Source organism: Shewanella sp. HL-SH8, assembly GCF_051165765.1.
GTDB classification, from domain to species: Bacteria; Pseudomonadota; Gammaproteobacteria; order Enterobacterales; family Shewanellaceae; genus Shewanella; species Shewanella glacialimarina.
The window spans coordinates 3706908-3727074 of the sequence record NZ_CP195039.1; the positions used below are offsets into that span (position 1 = coordinate 3706908).

19 protein-coding genes are annotated in these 20167 nt (G+C 41.9%); 10 read left to right on the top strand and 9 right to left on the bottom strand.

The window, feature by feature from the left end; genetic code table 11:
* Position 1: 1 nt before the first annotated feature.
* Together ACRWQN_RS16395 and ACRWQN_RS16400 are read right to left on the bottom strand one after the other, a co-directional pair.
* Positions 2-1033: a membrane fusion-like protein gene (locus tag ACRWQN_RS16395; RefSeq protein ID WP_434938893.1), complete on the bottom strand. Its 1032-nt coding sequence runs from the start codon at positions 1031-1033 to the stop codon at positions 2-4.
* Positions 1030-2250, bottom strand: a complete 1221-nt coding sequence (locus tag ACRWQN_RS16400; RefSeq protein WP_434938894.1) for a metal transporter — start codon at positions 2248-2250, stop codon at positions 1030-1032. Before ACRWQN_RS16400 ends, ACRWQN_RS16395 begins: the two co-directional genes overlap by 4 nt.
* A 184-nt stretch (positions 2251-2434) precedes the next feature.
* On the opposite strand from ACRWQN_RS16400, the gene ACRWQN_RS16405 reads away from it, so the two are divergent.
* Entirely contained in the window at positions 2435-2932 is a 498-nt protein-coding gene (locus ACRWQN_RS16405) for a helix-turn-helix transcriptional regulator (protein ID WP_434926984.1), read from the top strand.
* Positions 2933-3067: 135 nt separating this feature from the next.
* Here the strand turns inward: ACRWQN_RS16405 and rimI are convergent, their stop codons facing one another.
* Positions 3068-3514 (bottom strand): ribosomal protein S18-alanine N-acetyltransferase, encoded by a 447-nt coding sequence (gene rimI / locus ACRWQN_RS16410; RefSeq protein ID WP_434926985.1) that lies wholly within the window; start codon positions 3512-3514, stop codon positions 3068-3070.
* Between the two features lie 238 nt (positions 3515-3752).
* Here rimI and ACRWQN_RS16415 point away from each other — a divergent pair, with 238 nt between their 5' ends.
* The 4 genes from ACRWQN_RS16415 to torD all read left to right on the top strand — a co-directional run bounded on the left by ACRWQN_RS16415 (position 3753) and on the right by torD (position 8394).
* Positions 3753-3923, top strand: a complete 171-nt coding sequence (locus ACRWQN_RS16415; RefSeq protein ID WP_226413701.1) for a periplasmic nitrate reductase, NapE protein — start codon at positions 3753-3755, stop codon at positions 3921-3923.
* Positions 3924-3962: 39 nt separating this feature from the next.
* A complete protein-coding gene (gene torC / locus ACRWQN_RS16420; protein ID WP_226413699.1) occupies positions 3963-5141 on the top strand; it encodes a pentaheme c-type cytochrome TorC in 1179 nt (392 codons plus the stop codon).
* Between the two features lie 12 nt (positions 5142-5153).
* Positions 5154-7646: a trimethylamine-N-oxide reductase TorA gene (gene torA, locus ACRWQN_RS16425; protein ID WP_434938897.1), complete on the top strand. Its 2493-nt coding sequence runs from the start codon at positions 5154-5156 to the stop codon at positions 7644-7646.
* A 109-nt stretch (positions 7647-7755) separates the two neighbouring features.
* Positions 7756-8394: a molecular chaperone TorD gene (gene torD, locus ACRWQN_RS16430; RefSeq protein ID WP_434938898.1), complete on the top strand. Its 639-nt coding sequence runs from the start codon at positions 7756-7758 to the stop codon at positions 8392-8394.
* A 59-nt stretch (positions 8395-8453) separates the two neighbouring features.
* Here the strand turns inward: torD and torS are convergent, their stop codons facing one another.
* Positions 8454-11546, bottom strand: coding sequence for a TMAO reductase system sensor histidine kinase/response regulator TorS (gene torS, locus ACRWQN_RS16435; protein ID WP_434940683.1), 3093 nt, complete (start codon positions 11544-11546; stop codon positions 8454-8456).
* A 131-nt stretch (positions 11547-11677) separates the two neighbouring features.
* On the opposite strand from torS, the gene torT reads away from it, so the two are divergent.
* Positions 11678-12754 (top strand): TMAO reductase system periplasmic protein TorT, encoded by a 1077-nt coding sequence (gene torT / locus ACRWQN_RS16440; RefSeq protein ID WP_434938900.1) that lies wholly within the window; start codon positions 11678-11680, stop codon positions 12752-12754.
* Here torT and torR read toward each other — a convergent pair.
* From torR to ACRWQN_RS16455, 3 genes are all read right to left on the bottom strand, one after another.
* Complete coding sequence (torR, locus tag ACRWQN_RS16445) at positions 12738-13463, bottom strand: two-component system response regulator TorR (protein WP_434931300.1); 726 nt, start codon at positions 13461-13463, stop codon at positions 12738-12740. The genes torT and torR overlap by 17 nt on opposite strands.
* 187 nt (positions 13464-13650) lie before the next feature.
* Positions 13651-14400, bottom strand: coding sequence for a TorF family putative porin (locus ACRWQN_RS16450; RefSeq protein ID WP_434938902.1), 750 nt, complete (start codon positions 14398-14400; stop codon positions 13651-13653).
* A gap of 155 nt (positions 14401-14555) precedes the next feature.
* Positions 14556-14900: a DNA polymerase III subunit psi gene (locus ACRWQN_RS16455; protein ID WP_434926993.1), complete on the bottom strand. Its 345-nt coding sequence runs from the start codon at positions 14898-14900 to the stop codon at positions 14556-14558.
* 379 nt (positions 14901-15279) lie between these two features.
* On the opposite strand from ACRWQN_RS16455, the gene ACRWQN_RS16460 reads away from it, so the two are divergent.
* The 3 genes from ACRWQN_RS16460 to ACRWQN_RS16470 all read left to right on the top strand — a co-directional run bounded on the left by ACRWQN_RS16460 (position 15280) and on the right by ACRWQN_RS16470 (position 17300).
* A complete protein-coding gene (locus tag ACRWQN_RS16460; protein WP_434931298.1) occupies positions 15280-15702 on the top strand; it encodes a hypothetical protein in 423 nt (140 codons plus the stop codon).
* Between the two features lie 29 nt (positions 15703-15731).
* A complete protein-coding gene (locus tag ACRWQN_RS16465; protein WP_434938903.1) occupies positions 15732-16766 on the top strand; it encodes a hypothetical protein in 1035 nt (344 codons plus the stop codon).
* Positions 16767-16889: 123 nt separating this feature from the next.
* Positions 16890-17300: a hypothetical protein gene (locus ACRWQN_RS16470; protein ID WP_434938905.1), complete on the top strand. Its 411-nt coding sequence runs from the start codon at positions 16890-16892 to the stop codon at positions 17298-17300.
* Positions 17301-17399: 99 nt separating this feature from the next.
* Here the strand turns inward: ACRWQN_RS16470 and ACRWQN_RS16475 are convergent, their stop codons facing one another.
* Positions 17400-18167 carry a cobalamin-binding protein gene (locus ACRWQN_RS16475; RefSeq protein WP_434940684.1) on the bottom strand — a complete coding sequence of 256 codons (768 nt, stop codon included), beginning with the start codon at positions 18165-18167 and terminating at the stop codon, positions 17400-17402.
* A gap of 242 nt (positions 18168-18409) precedes the next feature.
* Complete coding sequence (locus ACRWQN_RS16480; RefSeq protein ID WP_434938907.1) at positions 18410-19426, bottom strand: DUF2235 domain-containing protein; 1017 nt, start codon at positions 19424-19426, stop codon at positions 18410-18412.
* 156 nt (positions 19427-19582) lie between these two features.
* On the opposite strand from ACRWQN_RS16480, the gene ACRWQN_RS16485 reads away from it, so the two are divergent.
* On the top strand, positions 19583-20125 hold the full coding sequence (locus ACRWQN_RS16485; RefSeq protein ID WP_434938908.1) for a hydrolase: 543 nt from the start codon (positions 19583-19585) through the stop codon (positions 20123-20125).
* The last annotated feature ends 42 nt before the right edge of the window (positions 20126-20167 follow it).

Here is a 20167-nt window from a genome sequence, read left to right on the forward strand (position 1 = left end):
GTTATTCGCCTCCCAAACCAAGCAATATACCTTTAGCTGCCGCAACAGATTGCGATAACACCTGCATTTGGCTTAAATCATGATCACTGGCGACAATATATTGATCCGGCGTAGAGCCTAAAACATCGATGCTCATCGCGGTTAAGTTAGTGGCAGTTTGGGTAAAAATTTGCGTGTCTTGATGCCAGGTAAATACACTATTTTTAGGCAGCAAATACACAGCTTTTTGATATTCAGGGATCACCGTAATTTGCTGTCCAAGTAACAGACCACAATCAGAGGTAATAGGCATTGACCATGCGGTTAAAAAGATCCCCTGTGCAATCGATGACACCTCATCAATGGCGATATGACACTGATTAATATTAATTGCCGATAATGATGTTGACTGGCTCATTGGTACATCGATTTTCACCCGAACACTGTCAGCGGGGATCAATGAAAACAACTGTGTGCCCTCTATATATTGGCTGTCGATATGATTCAATTTCACCACACCAGTCATAGGAGACGTCACCACCAAGGATTCTGTCTCTGCATCAATGCCTTGCACTATCTCCATAAAGTGTTGCATATGCTCAAACGTTAAATGGGTACTGAAATAATTCAGGCTGATCTCACGCCATTGATCGGTACTGATACTGCCACTTTTTAATAAAGGCTGATTTCGTTCATAGCGTTTTTTTGCCAGTGAATATAAACTTTCAGCGGCATCAATTTGGGCTAAAAAATGAAACACCTCCGGCCCAGTTAATCTCACTATGGCCTGCCCCTTAGTGACGTTTTGGCCCTGTGTGACTAAGAATGTCACTTGCTGAATATTTTCCGGCGCAGTGACCCAATAATCATTGCCAGGCAATCGCTCAACTTGAGCGGGTAAGGAGCTCCCTTCATAACTTGCCAACTTTTGCGGCTGAATATAACTCAGGGTTAAATTGCCCAGGTCAGCCAGTGAAATAGATTCTGCTCGAGTGGCTGCCGATGATAAACACACTAAAACAGTTAAAAAATGAGCACCAAACTTGAGCATCATAATGAAATTCCTAAGGCTTGCAGTTGCTGAGAATGTAATTGTTGTAACGTGACTTGATTCAAGGCTAAGCGCGCTTCAGTATCGAGAGCATCTATGTAACAGCGCAGCCAAATTTCATAGCCAATTTGGTTTTGATTTTTCACTTGGGCTAAATTTTCAGTAATGGAACGGCTCAAGGACACCCCCCTTGTTAACAAGGTTTGTTGAGCCCGCAAGTTTTGCTGCTGAATAGCAAGCCGTTGAATTTGGCTGGTAAGCTCAAGGTAGATGCGTTCACCGTTGACACTTTGTTCTTGAAAATCTTTTTGCCACATAGAAACATCGCTTTGAGACAAAGCCGAACTAAAGCTCAAGGGCACATTAATTCCTATGCCTAAATGTTTGTCATTAAACTGATCAACTGCGGTTTCTTTAGCGGTTAACGATAACGTCCACGGATCTTGCTCTCCGCTTTGCTGGCTTTGTAACATCAGTTGTTTTTGTTGCAATTGCAGAGAATGAAGCAGCCAGGAAGGATGTTGCATCAACGCAGTTTGAACATGTTCTGGCGCGCTAAACTCACCTATATCAATGGCTTTTTCGACTATATCATCGGGTAATTGATTTAGGCCAGTTAGCGAGGTAAACAAGGTCAGTGCTTCGGTTTGTTGCTGCTTAAACCCTATCTGTTCAAGCTCAATATCCACCAGCTCTTTTTCGAGCAGCAATATATTCACCAAGGGTAATTCCCCTGCGTCGGCTAATTTTTTTTGCTGAGTATATAGTTTAGATAACAGTCTTGATTTACGCTCAAGTTGATTTAACTTTACAGCGGCAAGTCGTTGGTCCCACATGCTTTGCCTTAACAGCCCAGATAAATACAACTTTTGTAAGCGGGTTTGTTGTGCCTGAAGCGCCTGACTCAGTTGCACAAGCTGTTTATCACTTTGGTGCAAACTGAAGGTTTTTATTGGCAGGTTTAGGGATAATTCTTGCTCATAAATGTTACTATTATCCAAATCACCAAGGTAACTTAAGCTCACACTGGGTAACCCTGTTAACCAAGATGAACTGTTCAGTTCAATTGCAGATCTCTGACTTAGCGGTGATTTAGCTAGTCTTGATTGACTGATTTCAACTAATTGAGGTAACGCATTATTGGCAGCAATACTGCCAAAGCAAGTGCTACCTAAAGCGATAAACAAACATATTTTGATACTAAACTTAACTGCCGACATAAGTGATTTCTGTTCCCCTAAATGAATACTCACTTTATCATTTAGGGCCTAAACCACATGGGTAAGATGTATCATAAAAACGCTTATGGGACATATGTACCATAAAATAAAGCCATGATTTTATTTGATTTATTAAAAACACTTATATCTAGCCCAATACAAGCCGTTTGATTCAGGATCTACCATGAAAAAAGATGTATTCATAATTGTACTGTTACTGTTGATCACGCTATTCAAACTGTTTGATATTTTTGCAGACATTCAACTCGACATTCCTGTGTGGCATATCGCCCAAGAAGCCGTGCTGGTGCTTTTAACCATAATTGGCAGTATTTATTTAGGCTTTGATTTAATCCGTAACTCTCGTCAGGTAAAAGCCCTGAGAAGTAAACTTGCTAAAGCGGATAAACAGATCAACAACATGTCCAGTCAAATGCGCGCTGCAAGACAGGAATACAGCCAAACCATTGCGGCACAATTTGAACTATGGGGCTTTACTAAAAGCGAACAGCAGGTCGCACTGTTATTGTTGAAAGGACTGAGCTTTAAAGAAATAGCAGAAGTACGACTAACAAAAGAGAAAACAGTACGTCAGCAAGCCTCAACCATTTATAGCAAAGCTCAGGTTGATGGTCGCCACACACTATGTGCCTGGTTTATGGAAGACTTTATTCAAGAGTAAACAATATTAACAGTTAAAACGAATTGATATTTTCAGCAAAATCAAAAATCTAACAGAGCTATTACAAATATAGCTCAATCGAAGAGATTAAATATCGGGAGTAATCGAGAATCTAACTATCGATAGCGAGGATAATTAACTCAACACCAAATCCATCAAAATCGCATCTTCATGGCCATCGTCCGTTGGGTAATACCCCTTACGACGACTGGTTTCAACAAAGCCTGCTTTTTCATATAGCCCAATCGCACTCAAGTTAGACTGACGAACCTCTAACATAATCACCACTGCATCGCATGTCTTTGCCTGTGAGACTAATGAGGTTAATAAGCGCTTACCTAAGCCTAAACCTTGTGCTGAGGGGGCAATGCAGATATCCATCAAGGTCACTTCATCAATCACCTGCTGAACAATACTAAAGCCCAATAATTGCCCCTCTGCCATCACGCCTTCAACGCGATACAAATGCCCGAAACAGCTGGCTAAGATGGCTTGCGACATCGGCGAATGATGACATGCCTGTTCTATAACTGACATTTCAGCAAGATGATCTTCAGTTAACACGGCCAAGGAATAAGTCATAAATATTTCCACAAAATGGGCAATTACAAAGTGATACTGCATAAGGTAGCGAGCAGGTATACCTAAATCATATCAGTTAGTTGAAGTAATTGTTACCAGATTAACAATTGCCCCTTAGTGATTTATTCATATTCTTTCATAAGTTGTCTATATCCATTCATCCATGGTCTGACTGTTGTTAACAACTCTTATCTAATATGGGCTTCATCGGTAGATGTCATCATTAAGAGAGCAAATCATGACCACAAAAGAATTATCTGAAACACCTAAAAAAGTGAAATTCAATGAACTTAAAGCACTGGGATTTATCATTTTTTTGTTTTTCCCCATTGCCACAGCCACCAGCATTAGCGCCTATGGCTTTGTTATTTGGATGATCCAAGCCTTTGGTGGTGTGGTCGCTCACTAGTCCTTCTCACTCTGGGTCAATCTTATTAAGGATGTCGTTATGAAATGGTTTATCAATACCTGGCGCACACTCAACCAGCCAGCTAAATACCTCACTTTAGGCACTATTAGCCTTTCAGCCTTTTTAATGGGCATTATTTTTTGGGGCGGTTTTAACACTGCTTTAGAACTGACTAACACTGAAGAGTTTTGTATTAGTTGTCACAGTATGGAAAGCAAACCCTACCAAGAGTTACAGCAAACCGTGCATTGGTCTAATCACTCTGGTGTGCGTGCTACGTGCCCTGATTGTCACGTGCCGCATAACTGGAGCCGTAAAATTGGCCGTAAAATTGAAGCATCACATGATATGTGGGGCTGGTTAATGCAAACCGTGAATACCGAAGAAAAGTTTGAAGCGAAACGCCTTGAAATGGCAAGCCGTGAGTGGAAACGTTTTGATCGTGATGATTCATTGGCCTGTAAAAACTGTCATAACTACGACTCAATGAAGTGGGAAGACATGTCAAAACTGGCGCAGAAACAAATGAAACGTGCTGCGGAAACCGACCAAAGCTGTATCGATTGTCACAAAGGAATTGCCCACAAGCTACCTGATATGGGCACCTCACGTGCACCTGAATTAATTGCCCAAGTCGGTGCTGGTGAATCAAGCCTTGAAGCGAACAGCAGTTACTTTACCGCATTAACTAAACCACTTTACTTCAACGAAAAAACTGACGTTGAGGCCGGTACCCTAAACATTGCCACTAAAGTGACAGTATTAGAAACCAAAGGTAATCGCGTTAAAATTGGCATTGATGGCTGGCGTAAAAAAGTCGGCGCGGGCCGAGTGATTTACTACGATTTTGGCCTAAACATTTTATCGGCTCAATTGTCAAAAGATGCCGCCCTTGAAGACGGTGTAATGGAAGTGTTCGAGCAAAAAGAAGATCCGATGACAGGACTTATTTGGCAACGTGTTGAAGCCAAAATTTGGACCGACTCAGATTACCTAGTCAAAGATCTACAACCACTTTGGGACTATGCAAGAGACACATATACCAACAGTTGTAGTGTGTGTCATACCCAACCTGCTGAAGCGCACTTCGATGCCAACAGCTGGCCTGGAATGTTTCAAGGCATGATAGCGTTCGTCAACATGGACCAAGATACCCAAGCACTTGTGCAAAAGTACCTACAGGAACATTCATCTACTTTCGACAAGTCAGCGCACTAATAGGACATCATTATGAACAGAAGAGACTTTCTTAAAGGCTTAGCAGCAACCTCATTTGTTAGCCTAAGCAGTGCATCAGTGCTAGCGCCATTTAAGGCTTTGGCAGCAGCGGGAACCATGGCTAATGATGAATGGTTAACAACCGGCTCACATTTTGGCGCATTCAAAATGAAGCGTAAAAATGGTGTCATTGATCAGGTGATCCCTTTTGACTTAGACAAGTATCCAACCGACATGATTAACGGCGTAAAAGGGTTAGTGTATAACCCATCACGCGTTCGTTACCCTATGGTACGTTTAGACTTTTTATTAAAAGGTCATAAAAGTGATACTTCACAGCGCGGTGATTTTCGTTTTGTTCGCGTCACCTGGGACAAGGCACTGAACTTGTTCAAAGACTCATTAGACCAAGTGCAAACCAAGTATGGCCCATCAGGCTTGCATGCGGGTCAAACGGGTTGGCGCGCTACGGGACAATTGCACTCAAGCACAAGCCATATGCAGCGCGCTGTAGGCATGCACGGTAATTTTGTTAAAAAAATTGGTGATTACTCTACCGGCGCAGGGCAAACCATTTTACCGTATATTTTAGGCTCAACTGAGGTATACGCCCAGGGCACGTCATGGCCGTTAATCCTTGAACAGTCAGACACCATTGTCTTATGGTCTAACGATCCCTATAAAAATCTGCAAGTGGGTTGGAACGCTGAAACCCACGAGTCATATGGCTACCTTGCGCAGCTGAAAGAGAAGGTTAAGCAAGGTAAAATCCGCGTGATCAGCATTGACCCTGTGGTCACTAAAACGCAAAAGTATTTGGGCTGCGAGCAACTGTATGTCAATCCACAAACTGACGTAGCATTAATGCTGGGCATTGCTCATGAAATGGTGTTCCAAAACCTGCATGATAAAAAGTTTATCGAAGGATACAGCTTAGGGTTTGAACACTTCCTACCTTACCTATTAGGCGAGTCTGATGGTATTGTAAAAACCCCTGAATGGGCCAGTAAGATTACTGGCGTGACTCCTGAAATCATTCGTGATTTAGCCAAGGTAATGACTAAAGGTCGTACCCAAATCATGATGGGCTGGTGTATTCAGCGTCAACAACACGGTGAACAACCGTATTGGATGGCAGCTGTGCTAGCCACTATGATTGGCCAAATTGGTTTACCTGGCGGCGGGATAAGCTATGGTCACCATTACTCAAGTATCGGCGTCCCCTCATCAGGAGCCGCAGCGCCTGGTGCATTCCCACGTAATTTAGATGAAGGCCAAAAGCCGCTGTTTGATAATAATGATTTCAAAGGCGCAAGTAGCACTATACCTGTTGCACGCTGGATTGATGCCATATTAGAGCCAGGTAAAACCATTGATGCTAATGGCTCAAAAGTGACGTATCCAGATGTCAAAATGATGGTGTTTTCAGGTAACAACCCATGGAACCATCATCAAGATAGAAACAAAATGAAGCAAGCATTTAAAAAGCTTGAATGTGTGGTCACCATTGATATGAACTGGACGGCGACATGCCGCTTCTCTGATATTGTGTTACCAGCCTGTACCACGTTTGAGCGCAATGATATTGATGTCTATGGCAGTTACGCTAACCGTGGTGTATTAGCAATGCAAAAGATGGTTGAGCCATTATTTGAAAGCTTATCTGACTTTGAAATCTTTACTCGATTTGCCAAAATTATGGGTAAAGAGCAAGAGTATACCCGCGGTATGTCTGAGTTTGATTGGCTTAAAAAGCTCTATAACGAGTGCAAAGCCGATAACGCGGGCAAGTTTGACATGCCAGATTTCGATACCTTCTGGAAAGACGGTTATGTTCACTTTGGTGAAGGTCAACCTTGGACTCGTCACGCTGATTTCAGAAACGATCCAGAAATGGCGCCACTTGGCACACCATCAGGTTTGATTGAGATATTCAGCCGTAAGATTGCGCAGTTTAACTATGATGATTGCCCAGGCCACCCAACCTGGATGGAAAAGTCAGAACGCAGTCATGGTGGACCCGGTTCAGACAAGTACCCTGTGTGGATGCAATCTTGTCACCCAGATAAACGCTTACATTCGCAAATGTGTGAGTCTGAGCAATATCGTGCAACCTACACTGTAAAAGGACGTGAGCCAGTTTACTTAAACCCAACTGATGCCAAACAACGTGGTATTAAAGACGGTGATATAGTGCGGGTATTTAACGACCGTGGTCAATTGCTTGCAGGCGCTGTGGTGTCTGACAATTTCCCACGCGGTGTTATTCGTATCCACGAAGGTGCCTGGTACGGCCCTGTTGGCAAAGATGGCAGCAAACAAGGGGGTAATGAAATTGGTGCATTATGCAGCTATGGTGATCCAAATACCTTGACTCAAGATATCGGCACCTCCAAGCTAGCTCAAGCTTGTGCAGCCTATACTTGTTTGGTTAACTTTGAAAAGTATCAGGGCAAAGTGCCAGAGGTCAGCTCGTTTAGTGGCCCAATTGAAGCACAAGTGTAGTTCACACAATTAGCCGTTAACTGAGGTTATTTAGCACCACATTTTCCATTGGGGCTAAATAACCCTCTAGATAGAATCGACCTGAATTGGGTCAAAGGAGATTACATAGATGACTGATAAGCAAGTATATGCCACCCCAATGAACCAGGGGCGCGCGATGGTATACAAACTGCTCTCATCGCTTTTTGCTAAAGAGCTTGATCAGCAACTATTGCATGAACTGACATCAAGTCAGGCTCAAGCCTTCTTTGCTCAACTGGCCAGCGATCCCTTATTAGCACAAGATATCACTAGCTTAAATTCAGTGCTGAATACTCTCAATTCTGACAGGGCGTTATTAGAACTCGCTGCTGATTATTGCGGATTGTTTTTAGTCGGCACTAAACATAGCGCAAGTCCCTATGCCAGCTTATACCTTGGCGATACTAACGCCAGCGATGAAATATTGTTATTTGGTGAACAACATCAGCAAATGAAGACTTTTTTACAACAAAGTCAATTGACTGTACAAAGTGAGTTTCCTGAACCTGCTGATCATATCGCAGTCATTTTAGCTTACGCCGCCCACCAAGCCTGTTGCTGTGACGATAAAACACAACAGGCCTTTATCGCCCAATATTTGAATGCTTGGTTACCTCAGTTTACCGATAAGGTAGTCACGGTTGATAGTGGTAATTTTTATGCCGCCCTTGCCAGACTTACCCTGGCTTGGGTTGCCAGTGATTGTGATGCTTTACAAGTAAGTTAGTTTTATCCTTCCCCCAAAGACCCAAAACACCGAGCTTGCTCGGTGTTTTTTTATTCATGCTATCTGCTGGCATCTGATAACTTAACTGAAACGGTATCCATTGAGTCTTGCCATAATTGTTGTAACGCTTGGTATTCTTCATTGGTAAAGGTGCATGTTTCCAATTGCTGACATAGCTGAGTTAACGCAACTAACCCCATGCTGGCACTACTGCCCTTTAAACCATGTAATAATTCGCTACTGTTAGCTGGTAAGTTAGCTAATGCCGCTATCTGTGCGGTACTGCTGGCTTTAAACAAGGTGAGCATTTCAGCTATCGCATCCGCCCCTAAGTATTCTAAGTCCTCAGTAATTTGTTGCTCATTGAGCAAACTCGCTGTTGGCTTACATACTGGATAGCGATTAGGCTTGGTCTTAATGGTGCTACCTGCAACTAGGCTGTCAGCATCAGTGGTATTGGAATTCACTTCACCATGATAAGCCGATGCCGGGTGGGGAGCCGATGCAGCACCTACACTGTGCGTCTCGGTTTGAAATGCCTCACTGGCCACCCCAATCCATCCTGCTAAAGCCTGCATATTCAATGGTTTTTCGAGTACCGAATCAAACCCTGTTGCTTTATAAAGCTGCATATCATCATCTTGCACTTGAGCGGTAAACGCAGCGATATTTGCCCTGACCTGCGCCGATTGCGCAATCTGAGTTAACTCAGCCAGTAACTCAATGCCCGAGCCGTCACCTAACTGAATATCAAGCATAATCGCATCAAACTGAGCGGCGTTATCCTGCCGATAAACCGCTCTTGCCTCGGCGCAGCTTTCAACCAATATCGACTGATGCCCAAGGTGAGCTAAAAAGCCCTGAGCAACCATGGCATTAACTTTATTATCTTCAATCACCAACAGGTTTTTAGGTGTCACCTTTGGCAACTCGATACGGCTTAACTCATCGGTTTGATTACACATAATAAGCGGTAAGCTAAAGCTAAATGTTGAGCCCTTACCCACTTGGCTATCCACGCCAATACATTGGCTGGCATTATCGAGATTGTTTTCGCGGTTATTGTCGAAATCATTCATCAATGCGACCAATTCTTTACAAATTGCCAGCCCTAAACCAGTACCACGGGTGCGCCCTTGATTCGGTTGAGCACTATATGCGATAAACAATTGTTCCATTGCTATGTCACTAATACCAACTCCGCTATCAATCACAGCAAAAGTGAGCCTTTGGTCAACCACAGCCACACTTAATTCCACACCACCTTTTGGTGTAAACTTAATCGCATTACCCAACAAATTAAACAATACCTGTCGCAGTTTAGGACCATCGACAAACACCCAGAGCGGCAAGTTTTGACAGTTTAACGATAAAGATAATCCAGCCAGCCCCGCACCCGACATCATCACCGCCATCACTTCATCTAACAGATCATTTAACGCAACGGGTCGCGGCTCATTAGATAACTTGCCTTGTTCTAAACGCGAAAAATCTAAAATATCGTTCAATACGGTTTGCAGTAATGTGCCGCTATATTGAGACAAAGCCAGCATTTGCTTTTGGGCTGGCGGCAAAGGAGAGTGACTTAATAACGTTAACGTGCCTAAAAGCCCATTTAATGGCGTGCGAATTTCATGGCTCATGGTTGCTAAAAATAATGATTTAGCATTGCTGGCCTGCTCAGCCATCTCCCTTGCGGCCGAGTGCCCTTTTGCTTCAGCATCTAACTGACGATTGGTTTCGGCTAATTCAATGGTACGTGCCTGAACGGTATTTTCTAATGAGGCTTTATGCACAATCAGTTCAGATGCGGTAGTTTGTAACTCGGCTTGCAACGCTTGATTTTGGTTAGTTTTTTGCTTGAATGCTTCGATAGCTGAAGCCATAGCGGTTAGCTCATCATCGCCATGGGGATCGAGCACAACCTCGGTATTACCTAGGCTTAATTGTGATAACGCCGCAGTCGCTTCATTTAAGCGCAGGGCAATGCCTTTATAAATCACCCGATATACCACCAGCATCATGATAATGAACATTAACACGCCCGTTGCCCACAGGCCGGACTTTGCCCAAAACAGTTGCTGTAAAAAATCGCGGCGGGCATTGTCTGCTTGGATTTGCTGGGCTTTCATCGCCCCATCGACCGACTTATTCAACAGGCTTAATTTGTCAGTTAACTGCATCAACTGAGCATTTTGCTTAGCTAACACTTGCGCATATTGCTGCTGTAAACGTAAACCAATATTCACTTCCCTTAGCAAAACTAATTCTTGCTCAAGCTCTGTCGCACGAACTGGGTCGCGAATAAGCCCTTTTAATAATTCAAGCGGCATTAAATCGATTTGCTTACCGATAGCATGATTTGAAACATCAAAGCCTGAGGCGGTATTAGGGTGTTCACCAACCACATTGGGACCGCTTGTTTTAGGGCGAATACCCGATTGATAAAGCACCCTTGTCATGCTGTCTAATATTTTATTTAATCCAAGTTGTTGCTCGGGAGACTGCAATAATTGGCCCACTAATGCGATATGATGAATAAGCGCTAACGCCCTGTTTAAGCGCTCTCTGATATCTAAATCTTGTTCTATGATGGTGTCGAGCAAGTGAGCGCTTTGCGCTTCACCAGCCACTTGCGGGTAAGCTAGGCTTAATTTGGCCAAAATAGCCGAGTCGACGACCGCCTGCTCGGCTTCAAGCAACACACCGCTACGACTGGCTGCTTCGGCAAGGTCGCTGCCTTTATCATCTAATAGTGCGGTTAATGCTAAACGTGCGCCAACCTGACGCCCTAAAACAGATAAGTCATCAATAATCTCACTCGCAAGTAAGGCTAAATTATTATCTTTACTGTTATGACTATCTTGCACTTTTAACGCATTAAGCCGTTCAATTGCAGCAAATAAATTGGTGCTTTCTAAAGATAATTTACGTCCTAAAAATGCTCGTTGGGCTTCTTCTTCCACTCGTTCAAGCCCTTGAGCATTGTCGAGTAATGCATTGGACGACTGCATAAGTTGTCTGGCGGCTTCCGAGGCTGGTAAGGCTTCTTCGTATAAATACTGATCGGCTAATTTTACCCAATACAAGGATAAACTGCCCAGACTGACTAATAACAGTAATAGCAGTCCCAATAGACTAAATGCCAGCATGAGGCGACCAACTAAGCTCTTACCTGATAGTGATAAAGCACTCACATTCATTCCTTAAACTGTTACAATCTACTCGACAAAAACCACAGTGTTTTACTTAACGGCTTAGACACCCTAATAGAGACAATAAGATGCGACAACTCATTTATATACTCATTTTTTGTTTAGGGACAATTTCATCACTGGTTGAAGCAAAAACCGACAACCATTGGTCATTAGAGCAACGAACGCCGTTTAATGAAAAAATTCAAACCACTGAAAAAATCCATTATAACGCCTTAACGTCTGCCCAAAAAAACTGGCGCATTTGTGCATTAGTTCCCCACCTTAAAGATGCTTATTGGATAGGAATCGATTATGGCTTGGTGTCACATGCCAGCCAACTAGGGATTAACCTAGAGTTATTTGAAGCGGGCAGTTATTACCGCAAAGACCAACAACTAAAGCAACTGGAACACTGTTTAACAGAGCCATTTGATGCGATTTTGCTTGGTACTGTCAGCCCTGATTTACTTAAGCATTATAAAGGGTCTATCAATAAACCGATTATTGCGCTGGTCAATCAACTCAATAGCCCTATCATCAATACCCGTGTTGGCGTCAATTGGTATCAAATGGGTTGGATTGCCGGCAATTATATTAGCCAATCGCAACAAAAGACCCCAGCAGATAAACCAGTAAAACTAGCGCTATTAACTGGCCCTGAAGGCGTTGGCGGTAGCAGTTGGGTTGAACTTGGTATTCTTGATGCCATAGCAAACAGCTCGATAGAAGTGTCATCTATTCGCCATACTGATAATAATCGCAACCTTTACCGTGACCAATTGTATCACTTACTCAATGATCATATTCCCGATTATATTTTAGGAAGTGCCGTGGCCATTGAGGCGGCGATTGGCTCTTTACAACATAAGCAGCTAACTGGGCAGGTAAAGTTAGTCAGTAGTTATTTATCTCCCGCCACGTTGCGAGGACTGTATCGAAATAAAGTGGCTTTTAGCACAGATGATCAGGTGGTGTTACAAGGTAAGTTAGCCATTGATGTAATAGTAAAAGAGCTTGAAGGTGCTACGCCCTTTGGTGATATAGGCCCGCAAATACTAAAGCTATCACAAGGTAAAGTGTCCTTTAATGCACTTGAAAATAGCTTAGCCCCTGCGGACTTTTATCCCGTCTATCGCGTAGTTTCGCCTAGTCTTCAACCTTAGTGGCAAATAAGTAACCTTCACCGTGCACGGTAACAAATAAATCTGCCTGAAGCTTATTGCGTAAACGGCGGATAATCACGTCTATGGTTCTGTCATTGACATCTTCATTTCGATGACTTGTTTGCTGCATCAAACGTTCGCGAGATAAAACCTGCTGTGGGTGTAAAGCAAAAGCCGTCAGTAATTCAAATTCCGCTTTGGTGAGTTTAATCACTTCATCACCGCGAGATAACTTACGACTATTTAATTCTAAAACGTACCGGTCGAACACAATTAAATCGTCACACTTTTCAAATTGCTCGACCACTTCCTGCTGGGCTTTTTTAACTAACGAAATCCGCCAAAGCAAATTTTTAACCCTAACCAATAGCTCTCTAAGTTCAAAGGGTTTAGTCACATAATCATCGGCGCCCATTTCAAGGCCAACAATTTTATCTATAGTTTCATCGCGTCCAGTAACCAAAATAATGCCGACATCAGAACGGCTGCGTAAATCACGGGCTAAACTTAAACCATCAACACCAGGTAAGTTGACATCTAACATGACTAAATCGATATGATTATTGGCAAATTGTTGCCACATCTGCTCGCCGTCTCCAGCTTCGAGTACACGATAACCTTCACGCTCAAAATATCCTTTTAAGCGAGCACGTATTACCGCCTCATCATCAACCACCAGCACTGTGTGTGATACAAATGTATGCGCCATCGTTAAATCCAAAGTATTTAAGCCAATGACCGATATTATTCATAATTTTTCACATTTGCCTATAAAGATCTCCAAGGAATGAGTAGCGGGTAGCAAAAAAAGTCTAAAAAAAGGACCTGAATATCACTAAGGGAGAGTGACGTTTCAGATCCAATACTAATAATTACTGCGAAGCTGCTATTGCAGGCTAAAAACTTTTGTTAATACCAACAACAAGGCGATCATCAAAAATTTCGGTTTGGGTACCATACACTTTATGATCAGAGTCAACTGTGCTGCCATGGTAACGCACATCGAAATTAATCCCTGCATAGACTTTACTGACACCAAGATTCCAGTGCCCCCAACCTTCTGCTCCCTCGCCATCTAAATCCTGATAACCCACGCTGCCAGACACTTTCCAGCCACTGTCGAATTGATAACTTGGGTGTACTGCGTAGTTCACCCCTTGCCAGCCTTCTACACCAAACCAGTCATCAACCGTTGGGGTCACTTCTAGTTGTACGTTTGCACGGCCAAACTGTTTGCCCACTTTAATCCATAATTCAGTGTAGTTTGAATAAGACGCACCCGGATAAAGGTAAGAAAAGACCATCACGTCATAGGTAATGCCACTATCACCAAACTCGCCAGCTTTACCAATGTATGGCGCGGTCACGATTTCTAAATTAGGATCAGCAAACTTAATATTTGAAGCAAAAACGCCAGTGTACCAACCCGCATCGTTAGCCCAACCTAACGTGCCTTGTACCACGGGAACGTCGCCGTCCATGGTTTCAGATTCACCGCGAAAAACATAATCAGATGCAAAAGTCATGTTGCCGCTAATTTTACCGCCAAACACGTCGGCATCATCTGCAGCAAATGCAAATGGCACGGCTGAAAATAGCAAGCTGCCAAGTAAAACCGATTGAGTCAGTTGATGTATTTTGTTCATAATTATCACCCTATGTTTACCACTTATTATTAATAGGGTGACTATAGGGAAAACTTATGAATGGCTATTGTGCTTGATATGAATTGATAAGAAATGAATATGAAAAATTATGAATAATGGCATTTAATCTGATGTAAAAGATAAACCCTATAAAATTAGCTTTGTTGTTTATCTACCACAGAACAAATTTGCTGCCATAGCTGGCGCTTTTCAGTCCCACTTTGAAGCACATCTTCCAGTGGTGCACTGACTAACCATGCTACCCGTGGACGTCTTTTTACTTTACGCATATCCCAAACAACCTGCGGACCTTTGATCACTTCGCAATCAAAATCGCATTGCTCTGGGGTTATATCTAATTGGGCCAGCACATTTTCAATAAACTGTTGTTCAGATAAATCTGCATCGACATCGTGTAATACCAAGTAAGGTTTGCCCGGTTTGTCAGCACTACGCCAACGGGTGATATTCATTGCATCAAGAAAAGCCGATTTGTCCATATTCACAGTCTATTAATCAATAATAAAATAAGAATATCAGGTTAGCCTAGATGAGGGAAAGCCAATGCTAAAAATGCAGTGCAAATAAAGCGGTTATAAGCCAGTAGGGCAAGCCAACTCCTAGTGATATTTGAAACCTTGTTTAGATTTGTTAAGAATAGCGGTTCAGTGATATTTTTATCTTTTTTTGCAACAAAATCCGCAGTCCACCTTTGACATGGTTGTTAAATACTTGTTAAATTAGAGCCGCTACTCAATTATTAGTCATAAAACAGTACTAAAGTACGGATGAGTAAGCGCTAGCAATGCCAATTAAACAGAACATGATTAAAAAGTAATTAGCATAAATTCAAGCAAAACCAAAAGGATGTGCCCGACAATGAACAAACTGTTAGTGTTAATGCTGCTTATTTTAAGTCTACCCGTTTCAGCCAAATCACTTCCCCCTATTCTTAATTTTTTACCTTCATGTGCGCCTATTATTGTTGATGGTATTTATATTGAAAAAAAACTTACTGACAGCGCGAATAACAAGCTAATAGCCAGTAGTTTTCAATTAATCAGAGAAAAAGCAAAAGAAAAACGCGTCGATGCCATTATTATCACTAATCTTATCCAAACCGATAAGCTAATTATCACCGCTGATTTAATCGATTTTTGTGATGATGACGAAAGTTTGTCATCAATGAGCACCGCCTACAACCAACTGAGCCGTAGACCCATTACTTTTGAGCGCTCTGTTACTCCGTCTCAAAAAAACCGGCCACATCAATTACAATACCTAAGCCTGAACCTGAGCTAGCGATTGCTCGTGTCCAACCGGAACAAGTAGTGCAAGCACCAACGCGAACAGTCAATACCGCCAGAGCAGGCACATCATCAAAAAACTTTAAACCAGCACTGATGACACAATTGGAACTGGCAAAACTTGCTGCTAAAGCAAATGAAGCGGGCAAGCTGTCAACAAATATCACCTTATCAGGTGCTTATGGCATTAACATTAATAACTCGACTGAATACGTTCTGAATATTCTTGGCCCAGCAAGCGCAGTGTTTACCCTAAGTGCAGACACCACGGCTTGGTTATATGGCCGTGACTTATGGCTTATTATCGAAAATGACAAAGTACAAAAAATTACTTATAAAGAGCATTCACTACTGAATTACACCGGTAAGAATTTTATTTTATATGATGAAGACTTTGACAATAATTGGCTTATCGATGATAAAGCTGGGTTCCGTGATGATGTACCTAACGTACGCGCAAAATTAAATTACCTCAAACAGAAGTCAAAAGCTGAATACACTGTTTCAAACCAAAAAAATCTATTGAAGTTAGATTTCTCAGAGTTTTCCTCTTATAACGGTAAAGAACCAGATTTATTGTTAAGTGGCTTCACTTTTTACTCACGTGATTATGATAGAGATGAAAATCAGATCCAGTATTCTGATATCGACAACAACTTGTTAAATAACTTACTCGTACCAGTATCTAAACCTAAACCGTTAAAAATACAAGATTTAGTCATTCACTACGTTCCTAACGTTATCAATTACTCTGATGATGGTAGCTGGGAGGTATTGTCTAAACACATACAAGTAAAACACGTCGACAATACAATCAAGCAAATCAAACTATCGGAAAGTATCAATTACCCTGTTGAATCTGATGAAGACTTTATGCGTTTTTTAAAGCAAATGAACATACCTGAAACTAAACAAGCCATGATGGATAAGTATGCAAGCAGCGCGACATTCTGGTTAGAAAAAATGACAGTAACCAATAATGATTATGAGATTAGAGCGGAGTTCACCACTGAAGATGACGATGCTATGCTGATTTCACTCGAAGTAGAATATTTATAAATTCACTAATCTCACCGTTCTAAATTAACAGCACATAAGTCAGCCTAAATTTAAAATTAGGCTGACTTTTTTATTTTTTCACACTAACATAATTTAATGATTTATTATTAAGGCAAATAAACAATGAAAATAGATTTTGCCCAACATGGGAGTTTTACATTAACGGTAGAGAATAACGTCATTGTGGCAACACTTAATGGCAGTTGGAATAAAGAGGCTGCCATAGCCTATAAAAATCAATTCATGCATGTCGCTCAGCCATTAATAGGCAATCCTTGGGGGCATATTGTATATCTTGATGAATGGGAGTTATGCGAAGCAGAAATGTTCCAGGTGATCACTCCTTTAGTGACGTGGTGTATCGATAATGGCCTAAAAAAAGCTGCACATATTTACAGTAAATCGGCTATCAAAAAACATTTCATAGACCAAATGGTCATTGAGAGACTCGGTGATTTTGAAAGGTGCATTTTCACTAGCAAAACAGAAGCTGCCGATTGGCTAGCTGAATACAATTTTATAGTGCAGCGCTAATTAGCGATTCATTGCTCAGGTAAATAGGGACACAGTACTATATTGCCCCCTTTAATAATTCAGTTAAGTGCTACCTTAACCAAGAAGCTTCAAATTATCCTATCTCGCTTTATCAAGAGCTTCGCAAACCAGCTTAATCCCTTGAAGAACTCTCGGTGACGCCCTATGTAATACATCGGCATCTAACTGATAAATGTGTTGGTTTTTAACCGCTGGCAGTTCGGGCCATTGTGACCAATTAACTCCCATGGCATTTCCTTCGTCCTGACTTTGTAATATCACTTCGGCGTTAGTTAATAATACATTTTCAATACTAATTTGCGGATATTCGCTCGCGGCCTCATAAAATACATTAGCCCCATTGCATACACCAATAATATGCTCAATCCAGCTGCCTTTAGACACAGTCATTAGTGGTGTCGACCACAACTGATAAAACACTTTAACCTTCGATTTAAGTGTGTTTTGTTGACGAATCTCAGCTAACTGCTGACGGTAATCATCTGCCACCTTCTGTGCTTGTTGCGCTTGACCAGTAAGTTGCCCTAACTGTTCAATCTCTGTCGCCACATCATCTAATGATTTAGGGTCACTATTAAACACAGTAAAACCCAGTTGCTTAATTTGATTAATATCCTCCAGCTTATTACCACTTGCCCAAACGACAACCAAATCAGGGTTAAGCTCAATAATTCGCTCTATTTGAATGCCATAATAGCCACCAATACGGGGAATAAACTTTGCTGACTCAGGGTAGTCCGCATGATCTGTGGTCGCGACAATTCTGTCGCCTGCTCCTATGGCATAAAGCATTTCAACGCCGTGAGGAGATAAAGCAACAATACGTTTTGCGCCAGTAGGGTGAATATTTGCGTGGCTATTAGCTGGAGTGACATCCTGAACAGTTTGCGCAAAGACGGTAAATGACACTGTCACTAATGCGGCAGAAACAATAGGGAATAATAAAAAGCGAGTGAGTATGAAATATAGCAAACGAGTGTCCTTTTCGAGTGTAGTGCTCATTTTTAATAAATTTAACTTAAGCGATACTGATTAGTGATTGTGATTAAAATGGTTAATAGCTAAGAATTATAGTCATATCAGGTTTATTACCAACCATGCAGCTTTGCATATTCAAGCAGATTTTCAGGGCGATAACTGTCATCTTGTTGCCAGCGCGCTTTAACTGACGAGTGAACTTGTGCTGCGCCTAAATCGTTAATCGTTCGCAGCGATTTTGTCTTTAGTCGATAAAATTTGCGTCTGGAATTAACTAGCTTAGCCAGCGGATTAAGCACGATACCATCGAGTAAATGATGTTCAATACTCAGCCCATTTAACTGAGCTTGCTGCATCATCCATTGTAACGGAATATCAGATAGCCGAGTACCATCATCATCTGCAGGATAACTGCCGCCAACATTGCTGTGCGCCCCCGCAAACCAAACCTGTTCAATATCCACACTGTCTTTTGATGACCAAATCGTTGGGGTAAAATCTTGTCGATGTTCATCAATTGCCAATGCATGTCGGGCTACTTTAACATTGGCACCAATTTTGGTATCAAAAAATTCATCTTTATCTTCAAATAGCCCTAAAAATGAAAAAGGGATCCCCATAGCACCGACTGTATCCCAAACACCCACAAAAGCGACGTCACGTGTTGAATGAGAATATTTCTCCCTAAATTCGACAGACTTAATACCGTCAGGAGCATATTTATTATCTTGGGTTTTATAGTGATCAAACGCTTTTTGAATATACTTAGCATCGGGCCGCTTGATGATGCCGCAATTATTGATTAATCCCGATAAACAGCGAACCGTGTATGCACCGCGGCTAAAACCAAATAACCAGATTTCATCCCCTGGGGAGTAATTTTGCACAATATAGCGATAACCATCGACAATGTTTTTATGTAGTCCTCGACCCGTTGCCCCGCTAATTAACACGTCATGGTAAGAGCCAAGGCCCCAATCATAAAATACCTGTTGTGATTTACCGTCACTGGCTATCGGGTCAATGGCACGGGCAAATTTAAGCACATTGGTGGCATGATCTTGTTCAACATCCAGTTCTGGCCGATTCCAAGTTCCATCTGCGCACACTACAATCCTTTTACTCATTAGCTAACATCCTTTTAACGTTTGACACAGCTTTAGACTAAGGCCCTATTGGAAGCTTGTCTAAAAAACAATCTACTACCATAATAAAATATCGTGCTTAGGTACCTATCTTATCGTTATCTTATTCTTATCACTTACACTTAATTGGACTCAATTATGATAAATCCAGCAGATTGCGTACTCATGGTCGTTGATGTACAAGGAAAACTTGCCCAAGTGATGCAACACTCCGCTCAACTGCACCATCATTTAATAACGTTAATTAAAGGGGCAGCCCTTTTCGATATGCCAATTATTTGGTTAGAACAATTGCCAGATAAACTCGGCACAACCTCGCCAGAATTAGCTGAATTGTTATCCCCCTTATGCCAACCTATTGCAAAACAACATTTCAGTGGCTGGCAGTCAAAACAAGTACAAACTTTACTTGCCCAAAAAGGCCGTAGGCAAGTTATTTTGTGCGGTATCGAAACCCATGTTTGTGTTTATCAAACATGCAAAGACCTGCTTCAACATAACTTTGATGTTCATGTTGTCGCCGATGCCATGTCGTCGCGCTCAACGGATAACAAAGTACTGGGTATTCAAATGATGCTTAATCTTGGTGCGCAGCTGACAAATGTAGAGTCATTACTTTTTGAATTACAGCATCAGGCAGAAGGCGATAGGTTTAAAGCCTTATTAAAATTGATTAAATGATCTTAACCGCTTTATTGGCGTATTGTTTGATCATCTTTCATT